The sequence below is a fragment of the Bacteroides sp. Marseille-P8574 genome, from assembly GCF_902825465.1.
Lineage (GTDB): Bacteria > Bacteroidota > Bacteroidia > Bacteroidales > Bacteroidaceae > Bacteroides > Bacteroides uniformis.
Genome location: NZ_CADEBE010000001.1, coordinates 727018 through 740003, shown reverse-complemented (window position 1 = coordinate 740003; position 12986 = coordinate 727018). Strand labels below are relative to the sequence as shown.

The 12986-nt window shown below is 48.4% G+C and carries 17 protein-coding genes; 8 read left to right on the top strand and 9 right to left on the bottom strand.

The features are described 5' to 3' along the window. Positions 1-60: 60 nt before the first annotated feature. Positions 61-1326, top strand: a complete 1266-nt coding sequence (locus HUX74_RS03235) for a putative DNA modification/repair radical SAM protein (protein ID WP_174646206.1) — start codon at positions 61-63, stop codon at positions 1324-1326. Next, on the top strand, positions 1323-2096 hold the full coding sequence (locus tag HUX74_RS03230) for a TIGR03915 family putative DNA repair protein (RefSeq protein ID WP_117966192.1): 774 nt from the start codon (positions 1323-1325) through the stop codon (positions 2094-2096). Before HUX74_RS03235 ends, HUX74_RS03230 begins: the two co-directional genes overlap by 4 nt. 83 nt (positions 2097-2179) lie before the next feature. On the opposite strand, the gene HUX74_RS03225 is transcribed toward HUX74_RS03230, so the two are convergent. From HUX74_RS03225 to HUX74_RS03210, 4 genes are read right to left on the bottom strand one after another with little or no spacing between them, the layout of a single operon-like run. After that, on the bottom strand, positions 2180-3160 hold the full coding sequence (locus HUX74_RS03225) for a lytic transglycosylase domain-containing protein (protein ID WP_174646205.1): 981 nt from the start codon (positions 3158-3160) through the stop codon (positions 2180-2182). A gap of 42 nt (positions 3161-3202) precedes the next feature. Then, positions 3203-3928 (bottom strand): SDR family oxidoreductase, encoded by a 726-nt coding sequence (locus HUX74_RS03220; RefSeq protein ID WP_117966186.1) that lies wholly within the window; start codon positions 3926-3928, stop codon positions 3203-3205. A gap of 12 nt (positions 3929-3940) precedes the next feature. After that, the gene (locus HUX74_RS03215) at positions 3941-4351 is read right to left on the bottom strand and encodes a secondary thiamine-phosphate synthase enzyme YjbQ (RefSeq protein ID WP_117966183.1); all 411 of its coding nucleotides are present in this window, start codon (positions 4349-4351) and stop codon (positions 3941-3943) included. A 3-nt stretch (positions 4352-4354) separates the two neighbouring features. Then, a complete protein-coding gene (locus tag HUX74_RS03210) occupies positions 4355-6247 on the bottom strand; it encodes a PAS domain-containing sensor histidine kinase (RefSeq protein WP_119961598.1) in 1893 nt (630 codons plus the stop codon). 212 nt (positions 6248-6459) lie between these two features. Here HUX74_RS03210 and HUX74_RS03205 point away from each other — a divergent pair, with 212 nt between their 5' ends. Genes HUX74_RS03205 through HUX74_RS20645 form a run of 3 tightly spaced genes read left to right on the top strand, consistent with a single transcriptional unit; the run spans position 6460 to position 7902 of the window. Further along, positions 6460-7206, top strand: coding sequence for an SGNH/GDSL hydrolase family protein (locus HUX74_RS03205; RefSeq protein ID WP_117600685.1), 747 nt, complete (start codon positions 6460-6462; stop codon positions 7204-7206). 22 nt (positions 7207-7228) lie between these two features. Continuing rightward, positions 7229-7693: a MaoC family dehydratase gene (locus HUX74_RS03200; protein WP_005826461.1), complete on the top strand. Its 465-nt coding sequence runs from the start codon at positions 7229-7231 to the stop codon at positions 7691-7693. A gap of 2 nt (positions 7694-7695) precedes the next feature. Further along, a complete protein-coding gene (locus tag HUX74_RS20645; RefSeq protein WP_009036627.1) occupies positions 7696-7902 on the top strand; it encodes a hypothetical protein in 207 nt (68 codons plus the stop codon). On the opposite strand, the gene HUX74_RS03195 is transcribed toward HUX74_RS20645, so the two are convergent. Genes HUX74_RS03195 through HUX74_RS03185 form a run of 3 tightly spaced genes read right to left on the bottom strand, consistent with a single transcriptional unit; the run spans position 7848 to position 8980 of the window. Further along, positions 7848-8204 (bottom strand): nitrous oxide-stimulated promoter family protein, encoded by a 357-nt coding sequence (locus HUX74_RS03195; RefSeq protein ID WP_117600686.1) that lies wholly within the window; start codon positions 8202-8204, stop codon positions 7848-7850. The genes HUX74_RS20645 and HUX74_RS03195 overlap by 55 nt on opposite strands. A gap of 2 nt (positions 8205-8206) precedes the next feature. Next, entirely contained in the window at positions 8207-8485 is a 279-nt protein-coding gene (locus HUX74_RS03190) for a zinc ribbon domain-containing protein (protein ID WP_174646204.1), read from the bottom strand. Between the two features lie 36 nt (positions 8486-8521). Then, on the bottom strand, positions 8522-8980 hold the full coding sequence (locus HUX74_RS03185) for a GNAT family N-acetyltransferase (protein WP_005835863.1): 459 nt from the start codon (positions 8978-8980) through the stop codon (positions 8522-8524). A 145-nt stretch (positions 8981-9125) separates the two neighbouring features. Between HUX74_RS03185 and HUX74_RS03180 the strand changes: the two genes are divergently transcribed. Genes HUX74_RS03180 through nfo form a run of 3 tightly spaced genes read left to right on the top strand, consistent with a single transcriptional unit; the run spans position 9126 to position 10831 of the window. Then, positions 9126-9608, top strand: a complete 483-nt coding sequence (locus tag HUX74_RS03180) for a PepSY-like domain-containing protein (protein ID WP_005835865.1) — start codon at positions 9126-9128, stop codon at positions 9606-9608. Positions 9609-9666: 58 nt separating this feature from the next. Next, the gene (locus HUX74_RS03175; protein WP_174646203.1) at positions 9667-9984 is read left to right on the top strand and encodes an MGMT family protein; all 318 of its coding nucleotides are present in this window, start codon (positions 9667-9669) and stop codon (positions 9982-9984) included. Positions 9985-9988: 4 nt separating this feature from the next. Continuing rightward, positions 9989-10831, top strand: a complete 843-nt coding sequence (nfo, locus tag HUX74_RS03170) for a deoxyribonuclease IV (protein WP_005835868.1) — start codon at positions 9989-9991, stop codon at positions 10829-10831. Positions 10832-10835: 4 nt separating this feature from the next. Here the strand turns inward: nfo and HUX74_RS03165 are convergent, their stop codons facing one another. Together HUX74_RS03165 and HUX74_RS03160 are read right to left on the bottom strand one after the other, a co-directional pair. After that, positions 10836-11225, bottom strand: coding sequence for a VOC family protein (locus HUX74_RS03165; protein ID WP_117600690.1), 390 nt, complete (start codon positions 11223-11225; stop codon positions 10836-10838). A gap of 71 nt (positions 11226-11296) precedes the next feature. Continuing rightward, positions 11297-12925: an RluA family pseudouridine synthase gene (locus HUX74_RS03160; RefSeq protein ID WP_174646202.1), complete on the bottom strand. Its 1629-nt coding sequence runs from the start codon at positions 12923-12925 to the stop codon at positions 11297-11299. Positions 12926-12986 lie beyond the last annotated feature (61 nt).

Genomic DNA, 12986 nt, shown 5'->3' with positions numbered 1-12986 from the left:
CACTGCTGGCGGTCTTTTTTGTTTTTGAAAAGTATTATTGCTACTTTTGACGCAGGTATTATGGATGAAAACGTTCTCAATAAATTGAAGATACTGGCAGAGTCGGCAAAGTATGACGTCTCTTGTTCCTCCAGTGGTACGGTGCGCTCCGGCAAGGCGGGTATGCTAGGGAACACTGTGGGTGGTTGGGGTATCTGTCACAGCTTTGCCGAGGACGGCCGTTGCATTTCCCTGCTCAAAGTGATGCTTACCAATTATTGCATCTACGACTGCGCCTACTGCATCAACCGCCGCAGCAACGACCTGCCGCGTGCCACGCTGTCGGTGACCGAGCTTGTGAACCTCACCATGGAGTTTTATCGCCGCAACTACATCGAAGGGCTTTTCCTGAGCAGTGGGGTGGTGCGCAATCCCGATTACACGATGGAGCGTCTGGTGCGTGTCGTCAAGGACCTCCGTACTATCCATCGTTTCAACGGATATATCCATCTAAAAAGCATTCCCGGCGCCAGCCGCGAACTGGTGAACGAGGCGGGGCTTTATGCCGACCGTCTCAGCGTCAATGTAGAAATACCGAAAGAGGAGAATCTGAAACTGCTTGCGCCGGAGAAAGACCATAAGAGTGTATATGCGCCGATGCGCTACATCCAGCAAGGGGTGCTGGAAAGTTCGGAAGAACGCAAGAAACACCGCCACGCTCCCCGTTTCGCTCCTGCCGGACAAAGCACACAGATGATAGTAGGCGCTACCGCCGAGACGGACAAGGATATTCTGTATCTTTCGTCAGCTCTCTACAAGGGGCCTACGATGCGGCGTGTCTACTATTCGGGCTATATTTCCGTCAATACCTACGATAAGCGCCTGCCGGCATTGAAACAGCCCCCTTTGGTGCGCGAAAACCGCCTTTACCAAGCTGACTGGCTGATGCGCTTCTATCAGTTCAAGGTGGAGGAAATAGTGGATGATGCCTATCCTGACCTTGATTTGGAGGTTGACCCCAAGCTGTCCTGGGCTTTGCGCCATCCCGAGCAGTTTCCGATTGATGTGAACAAGGCGGATTATGAGATGTTGCTCCGCGTGCCGGGCATCGGCGTGAAGTCTGCACGGCTGATAGTGGCTTCCCGGCGTTTCTCCAAGATAGGTTTCTACCAATTGAAGAAGATAGGGGTGGTGATGAAGAAGGCACAGTATTTCATTACCTGCTGTGAGTTGCCTATGCACACGGTCAACGAACTGACCCCACAGGGGGTACGCAGTCTGCTGCTGCCCAAGCCTGACCGTAAGAAGGTGGATGAGAGACAGTTGGTACTTAATTTTGAGGAATGAATATTTTTCTGTATGACCATACGTTTGAGGGATTGCTGACTTCCGTGTTCGAAGCCTATTCCCGCCGTACCTTTCCCGATGCGCTGCTTCAGGAAGGAGAGCCGCTTCCTTTGTTCTACGACGGGCTGTTTACCGTGGTGACCGATGAGGAGAAGGCTGGTCGTGTCTGGCGGGGATTGCAGAAGAAGCTGTCGTCTACGGCACTTGCTTGTCTGGCCCAGTGCTGGCTGGCCGAGGAGCCGGAAACTCCCATGCTCCTTTTCCGCTATATTCGCAAGGCAATAGATGCTCCTCGTTCCATTGAAACAAACTTTGCCGACCTTGATGTGCTGGAGTTCTCCCGTATGTGGAAGCGGGTGGATTGGGAGCGTATACGCCTGCTTCAGTTTGTCCGTTTCCAGAAAGCTGCAGACGGTACTTTCTTTGCGGCTGTCGAGCCCGAGAAGAATGCCCTTCCCCTGGTGACGGAGCATTTCAAGGACCGTTTTTCCGACCAGCGTTGGCTGATTTATGACATCAAACGCGCCTATGGATACTATTACGACTTGAAGGAGGTGCGCCAAGTGACTTTTGGTGAGGACAGCCGCGAAGGGCATCTTGTCACCGGCATGCTCGACGAAAGTCTGATGGACAAAGACGAACGGCTTTTCCAATCTCTCTGGAAAACCTATTTTAAGGCAATCTGCATCAAGGAACGCCTCAATCCCCGGAAGCACAAGCAGGACATGCCCGTGCGCTATTGGAAATATCTGACGGAGAAACAAGTTTAATGAAGAATAAGGAATGAAGAATGAAGAAATTAGCCGCGCTGTGGTACCGAATGGTAATTCTTCATTCCTCATCCTTCATCCTTTTAGTTGATAACCCAGTGCTTGTCGTGGGGTACTGTTTTCTTGGGGTCGTAATGCATTCCGTCCTGCGTAGGTATCTTCAGTGTATAAGTACGTCCGCTTTTATTCATCAGCGAGGTGTCTCGCAGCCAGGGGTTGGCATCTTTCAGTTGGGCATAGGTGATGCCTTTCCCTTTGGCGAACTGTGCCAGGTTGGCAATGCCCGTTGTGACGGTCACTTCCGTGTAGGGGATGGGCGGATAAAGATGTTCCCGTTTCAACAGAAAACCGTACTGTTGCGGATTGCTGATGACGGCTTTGGCTGCCAGCAGGCGAAACATGTAGCGCGAAGTCTCTTCTACCAGCCATAAGTCGACAGCCTGGTCCACCATTTGCTTCTGCAGTTGTGTGGAGATGCGTCCTTGCCCGGCATTGTAGGCAGCGGCTACGCACAGCCAGTTCCCGTATTTCTGATAAGCATCTTTCAGGTACTTGCAGGCTGCTTTGGTCTCTTTCTCGATATGGTATCGTTCGTCGATGTTGCTGTTCACCTCCAGTCCGAATTCGCGTCCGGTGGCAGGCATGAACTGCCATAGGCCGGCGGCACCCGCAGGCGATTTGGCAAGCGGGTTCAGGTTGCTTTCTATCACAGCGAGGTACTTGAAGTCATCGGGAAGGCCGTTGGCTTTTAGTATAGGCTCTATGACGGGGAAGTAGCGGTTGGCACGCTTCACCATGAACATGGTGGTGGAGTGCATGTAGGTGAAGGACATCAGTTCGCGGTCCATACGTTCGCGGTGGTCGTAGCGAAGCAGGTCAATAGCTTGTCCGGCAAAAGTGATCTTGTCCGGTACGCTGGGGGAGGTTACGCAGTAGGGAACTTCGGATTTCACGGAATCGCGTTCGGGATTCAGCGTACTGCTGCCTGCGAGGAAGGGGAGGCTGGAACCAGCGCACAGTGCAATGGCAGCGGTAAGCACGATATATTTTGAGTTTTTCTTCATGTCTGTATGCCTATTTCTGTTTGGAGACGTGAAGATACGAAATCAATTCGTTATAGGCAACCTTTCCCATAGCCATCGTGGAATCATACGCCAAAAAAACACCACTACCCGGTAGCGTCCGTCAATGACAACTACCCGTCTCTTTTCTCTTAAAGCCTTGATTATGTGCTGTGCTACACGGTCTGCTTTCATCAGCATCGGGTATTTTCCGCTTTTCAGTAAATCGGTGGCAACAAATCCCGGACGGATGTCGGTGAAGTGTATATCAAGATGCTGCATCCGGGCAAGTTGTGCCAGCGCTTCGATATAGGTATTCTGGAAGCGTTTGGTGGCAGAGTAGGCCGGTGCAACGCCCAGTCCTTTGGTACCTGCAATGGAGCTGATGACGGCAATATGCCCGGAGCCTCTTGTCTTGAAATAGTTGAAGGCGGCAGTCACCATGCGGGTAAATCCCTCTACATTGGTACGTGCCGTGTTCAGTTCGATGTCCGGTTGTAAGTCCCGGTTTTGATGTCCCACGCCGGAACTGAGGAAAAACAAGTCCATGCCTCCCAGCTTTTCTATCAGGTTATGGAGGTGTAGGGGCGCGGTCTCTTCCGTAACGTCCAGTTGTTCCGTGACTATCCGGTCGGGTGCGGTGGCTTGCAGAGCATGCAATGCCTCTTTCCTTCTGCCGGCAATGCCTATATGCCAGCCTTGCTGTACAAGTATCCTGGCTACTTCTTGTCCGATGCCTGAAGTGGCACCGATGATGATGGCTTTCTGCATGATGATAGGGGATTATCCGATGACGGTTGCTACAATTCTTCTTCCTCCGCCCCGATTGCGGAACTCGCAGAGATAGATGCCTTGCCAGATACCCATGTTCAGACGCCCATTGGTGATGGGGATGGTGAGGCTGGTTCCGCTGAGGGTTGCCTTGGCATGGGCGGGCATATCGTCATCGCCTTCGCATGTATGTTGGTAATAAGGTTCTCGTTCTTTTACGAGGCGGTTGAAGATGGCTTCCATATCTGTCTGTACGTCAGGGTCTGCATTCTCGTTGATGGTGAGGCCTGCGCTTGTATGCTTGATGAACAGATGCAGGATTCCGGCAGGCGGAAGCGGCGGAAGGTTGCGTATAATCTCCTCTGTCACCAGGTGAAAGCCACGTCGGCGAGGGGTCAGGGTAAATTCTTTCTGTGTGGTCATAAATCATTGTTTTTTGTTTGTTGTTAGGAATGGCCTTGTCCGGCAGGGCAGTTCCACGGTGAATGTGCTTCCCACTCTCATTGTCGAATTTACGGTAATCACTCCGTTCATTTTCTCAACGATGGATTTGCAGATGGAGAGTCCTAATCCGGCACCTTGGGCAAAGGAGTCCACCTTTTCGAACCGTTCGAATATCATTCCCAGTTTGTCGGGGGGAATACCGCATCCAGTATCGGAAACACTGATTCTTATGCCGTCTGTGTCCGTTTCGTAGTACACTTCGATATGTCCCTGCACGGTGTTTTTTAGTGCATTCGATATGAAGTTGTTCAGTATCTGTTTGATGCGCATAGGGTCGTGCTCTATCTGGCCGGGGGCTGTCGGATGCCTGGCAAAGAGTTTCACTTTTGCCGGAACGTTCCGTTCGTACTCGGTAATACTTTCCTCGATGAGTTCTGCCGGATTGAACCATTCGGAATGGAGCTCTATATGTCCGGCCTCTATCTTGGAAAGGTCCAGAACGTCGTTGATTAGTTTGAGCAACAGTTGGTTGTTGTGGTTTATCAAAGAGATGTACTGTTCCCTTTCCTGCTCGTTTTCCACATAGTGCAGCAGGCTGGAGAAACCGATAATCGCATTTAGCGGCGTGCGGATTTCATGGCTCATATTGGCAAGGAAAGCGGATTTCAGCCGGTCTGCCTCTTCGGCCTTTTCCTTGGCTTGTATCAGCATTGCTTCCGTCTTCTTTAATTGGGTGATGTCATAATTGATGCAGATAATCTCTATGATGTTCTGTTCAGGCATGTAGCGTTCTACAATGATGTTGACGTGGGTCCACATGAAAGAACCGTCTTCTTTAAGAACACGTACTTCCCGGCTGAGCTTGTGTGCCAGTCCTCTCTTTACGTTCTGTAGGAAGTCAAGCATGATAGTACGGTCGTCTGGGTGGAGATGATTGTAGGTTCCGATGATTTCGGACAACGGTGTTTCTGTTTTCTCACCCAAGTTCTTGTACCAGCTGCGTTGGGCATAGCCTTGCTCATTAAGAAGGTCATAATTGGCATATCCCACTTTGGCATAGTCACCTATAAGCTCAAAGTGGCTCTCGAACTCTTGTATTTTGTTGTAAGCGACGGTCGTTTCCGTTTTGTCTGCGTTGATTAGCAGATAGTTGGTCAGGTTGTGATTATCGTCGTAAAGGCTTGTGACTTTGGTTACAAGGTCTATGGTGCCCGTCTTCTTCTGTGTCTTGTAGTAATTGCCTATTTTAGAGAAGTCATACCGGAAAGTGAAGTCTGCATTTTCATGTTTTCTTAACTTACTTTTCATCTCTTCCGGGAAAATCGGATTCTCGAAAATATTGATTCCAAGTAGATCTTCTTTCTGTTTGAGATGGAACATTTCCTGCTCTTTGTCATTCATATCTATCAATATTCCCTCTCGGTTATAGAGCTCAATTCCTACCGGAAGATATTTATAAATATTATGGAGGAGACGGTTACGCTCTTGTAAGGCTTGGGATGCCGATGACATGTCGGGACCGTCTTGTGTTTCGGCAATGCCGTAGATTTTGACATTATCGTTTTCGTCGGTTCTCTGTAGGCATACCTTGCTTCTTATCCACGTTGGACCCTCTACTGTGTTGAGCAGATATACAGTCTCTTGTGCCTGCCGGATATTGTTGAAGGAATGTGTGGTAGTATGCCGTTGTTCCTCTTTCAAAATACGTTTGTTGAAATCTTTAAAGCTGATGGTTCCATTCTCATCCAGTCCCAGCAACCGGGAGATATATCCGGAGCAAATGTAGCTTTCGGTCTTTAAATCAGCTTCCCACCATCCCATATTGGCATTGGTCATCATTGCTGACAGTAAGTCATAATCAAATTTAGAATTCATACCGGAATCTTTAATAGTGGTGTTTTTGTTCTGTCACAACAATTAAGATATTGACAAAGATACATTATTTCCAAATTAATATGTGATGAACGGAAATAAAAATAAGGGTTATATGTGTTTTGGGGAAATGGGAAAAAGGTACCCGAGTTTTTGTACTTGCCGGAATAAGACGTATATTTGTTGCAATTTTTACATCTTAACAAGAAAATGCCATGAAGCGTATTGGACTCTTTGTAATAGTTTTTTTCTGCATATCACTCTTACTCCATGCAAGCGGCCCGCGTGTCTTGTTTATCGGAGATTCTATCACGGACGGTAACTGGGGGAATGCCTGTGGGATGCCCAAACCGACTGCGGAGCGAAGTCTTTGGGATATGAACCATATTTATGGTAGCGGCTATATGTATTTGTGTGCGAGTCATTATCAAGGAGATTTCCCGGAAAAGGAATATGCTTTTTTTAATCGTGGCATCAGTGGAAACACTCTCAGGGATTTGGAGAAACGCTGGGAAGAGGATGTCATTGGAATGAAACCGGATGTGCTTTCCGTCTTGGTGGGGACAAACGATGTACATTACTATCTGCAGGGTGACAAAAAAGAGCCTTTTGATTTTGAAGGATGGGAGAAATGTTACCGTTCCTTGCTTGACCGTTCTTTGCAGGTCAATCCGGAATTGAAGATAGTGCTGGGCGCTCCTTTTGTTGCCAATGTCGGCAATATGCGCAAGAGTGGGGATTTTGCAGAACGTGACAGTCTGGTACGTCGCTGTGCCGCCATCGTAGAGAGGATAGCGAAAGACTATCAGACGGTATTTCTTCCTTATAATGCGATGTTCGATGAAATTCTCGGCACTGCTCCGGCTTCTCAAGACACCTATTGGATTTGGGACGGTATCCACCCCACTCCTGCAGGGCATAAACGAATGGCTGATATGTGGATAAAGCGCGTGAATTTATAATTTATCAATAAAATAGAGAGTAATGGAAAAAGTGATTATCAACTCGTACGAGGATTTTGAAAAGCTGGTAGGCCAGCAAATCGGTGTTTCGGAATATGTAGAGCTTCCTCAGGAGCGTATCAATCTGTTTGCTGATGCGACATTGGACCATCAATGGATACATGTCGATACGGAACGTGCCAAAGTGGAAAGCCCTTTTAAGAGCACCATTGCACATGGGTATCTCACCTTGTCCATGTTGCCATATCTGTGGAATCAGATTATTGAAGTGAACAACCTGAAGATGATGATTAATTATGGTATGGACAAGATGAAGTTCGGTCAGGCGGTATTGTCCGGACAGAGCATCCGGCTGGTTGCCCATTTACAATCTCTGTCGAATCTGCGCGGCGTGGCAAAGGCGGAAATAAAGTTTGCCATCGAGATACAAGGTGAAAAGAAGAAGGCACTGGAAGGGGTAGCTATATTTTTGTATTATTTCAATTGACTATGCGTAAGATGGTATGCCCTCAATGCAAAGTGGGGGCATTTTTTGTGATGAATGGACAAGGTGAGCGCCTGCCGGTCTATATCTCTGACAAAGGCGAGATTGTGCCTAAAGACAGCACCTCTTCATTGGAAGGATACGACCTGGATACGGTTTATTGTTTGTGCTGTTCCTGGCGCGGGACTCCGAAGCGTTTGGTGAGATACTGATGGACATACTCCTGCCACAAATGGCAGAGTGCCGCTACGGGATGATATAACAGCATCCGTGGTCCGGCATACCGCATGACTTCACGCATCCGTTCTTTCATTTTGGGCTTGTAGCAGTGAATGCTGCATTGCCTGCAGGTGGATTTATTCTCACCGAAAGGACAGCGTGAAAGACGAGTGCGGGCATACCCCAGCAGTTCCTCGCATTGGGGACACAATTGCTTGTTACCTTCCTTTTTCCGGCAGTAGAGGCGGACCATCCGTTCTACTGTCCGTTTTTCCTGCTCGATACGGGACGGCATGTTTATTGTTTGGACTGCCAGCGTTTCAAGGTCGGGAAGAATTCTTTCATACCGGCAATGGCTTCCTCTTTACTGAAATTCATTCCGGAATTCTTGTTGAATTCGTCGGTGAACTGTGCACAGTGTTCTATCATTTCGTCCATAGTGCAGTCTTGTGCAAAATTGCCGTGCTGGTAGCAATAGGTGCAATATTCCTCGTTGAGGCTACCGTCGGCATTGGTTCCGAGTACTTCTGCAGATGACAAGGGCATTCCGCAGCTTTGGCAAAGTTTAGCTTCCATAATGTGTGGAGTTAAGTGATATGCAAATATAGGATATTATTTTGGTTGAAGCGTCCTTTTCAGATAAATCATGTCTTTCAGTTGCTTGCCTCCTTCAAATATGGGGTGGTCGTAATTATCGATAAAGAAATCGGGTACCCGGTGTGAGTATGCAAATCCGCAGCTTTCATAGAAGGGGATGGTTAGCGGACTGTCTCCAGTGCCGACAAGCATAGTATGGCACCGGTCTTTATAATGTTCAAGAACGAATGCTATCAGTTGTCTTCCATATCCCTGGCGCTGGTATTCCGGATAGACAGCTATGCTCTTTATTTCGTAGATTCCTTTATCCTCGCAGGTGATTACACAAGACGCTTTGACTGTATCATTATCGGATAGGATGAACATCTCTCCCCGTTCCAGATAACGGTCAATCATGGACTCTTGTTCGTCGGCAAGCAGCAGCAGGTCAAGATATTGCTTTTTGTTGCCGGATATGGGATGTATTCTTATCATATTTCTGAATTTCTGGTGTGAAGTTAGTCATTTTCTATTGAATTACAATGGATATCTCTTTTTAACTGTTGAATGGTTGAGAGTTGCCGGTGAACAAAATCTGCCATACGCCGTTCTTCTCATAATATGATAATCTGATGAAGTTATGAGTAAGTTGAAATTCTCTTTTCTGGTTTTGATGCTGATGGTATCAGTCTCGGCTTCTGCCGATTGGGCACCTGCTGATGTACAAGCTGCACTGAAGAAAATGTATCCTACGGCAGATGATGTTGCCTGGTCGCATGATGAATCTTATTATGTGGCAGATTTCCTGATGAACGGTTTTGATACGAAAGTCTGGTTTGACGGGCAGGCGCAATGGGTAATGCAACAGACGGACTGGGAGACAATGGACGAAGTGCCCCCTGCCGTTTACAATGCTTTTGCCGCCAGTGAATATTCCGGAGGGATGGTGCAGAATGTCACTTGGGTACAGTTTCCCAAATGGCAGTCCATCGTGGCGGTAGAGGTAGGGATGGCAAATCTCCAGACGAAATATCAGATATTGTTTACCCCGACGGGCGAAATCATCCGTGCCCGTAATGTCACCTATACATACAATCCGCTCGGCGCAGCCACTTTCTTGTAACGTCTGTTCGCATACCTGCTGAATTTATCATATCTTTGCCTTCCCAAACCAGACTTTTATGGACAAAGACACTTTTCAGCAGGAGGTTTATTATGTAGTGGCCGCAATCCCTCCGGGGCGGGTGGTGACGTACGGACAGATAGCCTATCTTGTCGGAAGACCTCAATGTTCGCGCATGGTGGGACATGCTATGCACGATGTGCCCGACGGCATGTGTTTGCCCTGCCATCGGGTAGTGAACAGCCAGGGCAGGCTGGCACCGTGCTGGGCGGAACAGCGGGTTTTGCTGGAGGCAGAGGGCGTGACGTTCAGAAAGAATGGGTGTGTGGACATGAAAAAATGCCAGTGGGAATTCATGAAAGAGCAAATACAATAAGATTATGAAATTTATAGGTGCACATGTATCGGCCAGTGGGGGAGTGGAAGCGGCTCCCGTCAATGCCAGTGAGATAGGGGCAAATGCTTTTGCCTTGTTTACCAAGAACCAGCGTCAGTGGGTGGCAAGGCCGCTGACGGAGGAGAGTATCAGGGTGTTTAAGGAAAATTGCGGGAAGCTTGGCTTCGATTCCCGCTATATCCTGCCTCACGACAGTTATCTGATAAATTTAGGGCATCCCGAAGAAGAAGGGTTACAGAAAAGCCGTGCCGCTTTTCTGGATGAGATGCAGCGCTGCGAACAATTAGGGCTGAAGTTACTGAATTTTCATCCGGGCAGCCATCTGAATAAGATTTCCGTGGAAGAGTGTCTGGACAAGGTCGCTGAATCCATTAATCTTATATTGGGCAAGACGCACGATGTGGTGGCTGTCATAGAGAACACAGCCGGGCAGGGTAGCAATGTGGGAAACGAGTTCTGGCAGCTGGGACATATCATTGACCGGGTGGATGACAAGTCTCGCGTTGGAGTTTGCCTTGATACCTGCCACACGTATACAGCAGGCTATGATATAGTGAATGAGTATGACAAGGTGTTTGAGGAGTTTGACACAGCGGTAGGTTTCGGCTATCTGCGCGGTATACACCTGAATGACTCCAAGAAAGCACTCGGCTCCAGAGTAGACCGTCACGACAGCATCGGCAAGGGGCTGATAGGTATGGATTTCTTCCGGCGCTTTATGCAAGATGTGCGTTTTGACGGTATACCTATTATTTTGGAGACGCCCGATGAATCGCTTTGGGCAGAGGAGATAAAACTGTTGAGAAGCTTTGTCTCCTCTGATTGAGAGACTATGCCCTGAATACACATTCTATACGGTTGCCGTCCGGGTCGAGGACGACACTTTCAAAATATCCGTCGCCGGAGGTACGGGGCTCTCCTGCGATGGTATATCCCGCTGTGCGTAGCCGTTCTGTCTGTCGGAGGACAGCTTTCTGGCTGTCGAAGGCAAAGGCAAAGTGGGTCAGTCCCAGTCTGTTTTCCTCAATAGGGGTATTCTGTATGTCTGTACGGCTCATCAGTTCCAAATCCGTTCCTTCATCGAAGTGAAGGAAATAAGATTCGAATCCTTTTTGGGGGTTGATGTACTTTTCATTGCTGCTCCCGTTGAAGTAACAGGTGTAGAACTCTTTCATCTCTTCCAGTCGGAAGGTCCAGATGGCGATATGATGTATTCTCATGAGTCTGATTATTATGGTTTATAGGATCATCATTTATTGTATTACTTTGCTGATTATAAATCAGCAGACGGTCAGAATTCGGCTTCTTTGGTAATCTTTAGGGTTTCTCCCGTGATAGGATGGGTAAATTCCAAATACTCGGCATGCAGATAAAGCCGTTCTGCTTTCTTCCCGTAAAGTTCATCACCGATGATGGGGCAGTGCAAGCCAAGCGGGTGTGCTGCATGTATACGTAGCTGATGGGTTCTTCCCGTGCGCGGATAGAAAGCGATACGGGTCCGCTTTCCGTCCAGACGTTCCAGAACTTGATAATCGGTGATGGCGGGCTTCCCGTGTTCGGTGTGTACCATTTGCCGTGGGCGGTCAAGTGGATTTAGGCAAAGCGGGAGGTCGACCGTACCTTTGTCCTCTGGGACGATACCTTCGAGCAGTGCGACATAACGTTTCCTGACCAGGCGGTTCTTGAATTGGGCTTGAAGGTTCTGGTGTACGCGCTTGCTCTTGGCAATGAGCATTAAACCGGAAGTGCCCATGTCGAGACGATGTACCGTCAGGGGACCGTCAGCTTCGGGATATTGCCTGCGCATCAGGCTATAGACGGAGACTGCATCTTCCTTGCCGGGAACAGACAGCATTCCTGCCGGTTTGTTGATGACCGAAAGCCATGGGTCCTCATAAACAATCTCCAAATTTTGGGAGGGTACCTGCATTCTTTTCAACATGGGGTTTTCCTCTACTTGTAGACCTTGCAGCATGTGTTGCAGTATAGGTTCGCACTTTCCTTTGCAAGCCGGATAATAGTGGCCGTGATGGCGTATCTCTGTCTTGGGGGAATCACCCCACCAGAACTCGGCCATGGCAATAGGTTTCCATCCGTGCAGATAAGCTTGTTGCAGCAGTTTGGGGGCTGCGCATTCACCCGCACCGGCAGGAGGTGTCTTGTGCACGGTCTGCCCGAATATCTCACAGAGATTCTTGACTTCTCCCCGGTAGTTCAGCATCCCGAACTGTTCGAATAGCTTTTGCTGCAATGCTGCAGAGCGGGTTTTACGTTCAGACTTCAATGCTGAAATCCGTCTTTCCCAGTCTTCTGTCTGCGTTTGTAGTGTGGTAATCCTTGCTTTCCATGAACGTTCCAGACGTTTATATTCCGCCTTTTGGAACTGGCTTTCCCGTATCAGTTCGGCTTCTTCCTGCGCATTGAGTTCTTTTTCTTTTCTGCGCTGTTCTCTGGCTGTTTTGGCTTCTTTCAACTGTGCTTTGGCTGTTGCCAGTATGTCTTCTGCCGACCGGATGGTTCGGGCAAGCTCTGCTGATAAGGCAGCATATGCTTTGTCATTTTCCAGTTGCCGGATGTTGCGGTTGATGGAAGATATGTTCTCTTCTTCTATCTTGAAAAAGCCTTGTGGCTGTAGCAAGTCATATACGGGAGGAACAAAAAAGGGGTGTAGGTTCTTTCCGGCCAATATGCCTGAGAATGCGGCTAAATATCCGGTTTCTCCATGCTCGGTCTGTACAATCAGCACCCCGAACATTTTGCCTTGGCGCAGTTCGTCCTTCCATGCAGTTTGTCGGGTAAGATAGCTTTGTACTTCTTTGGCTGCCAATATACATAATGGGTGCGGAGTATAGCAGAAAGGATAGGTGAACCTTTCCGGAAGCGGAATGTCGGTTATGGAAGTAGTAAAACGGTGCAACATGATGTTGCAAAGATACTACTTTTCTCTTATAACGGCCGTTTGTACTGTAAATCTTTCTTTC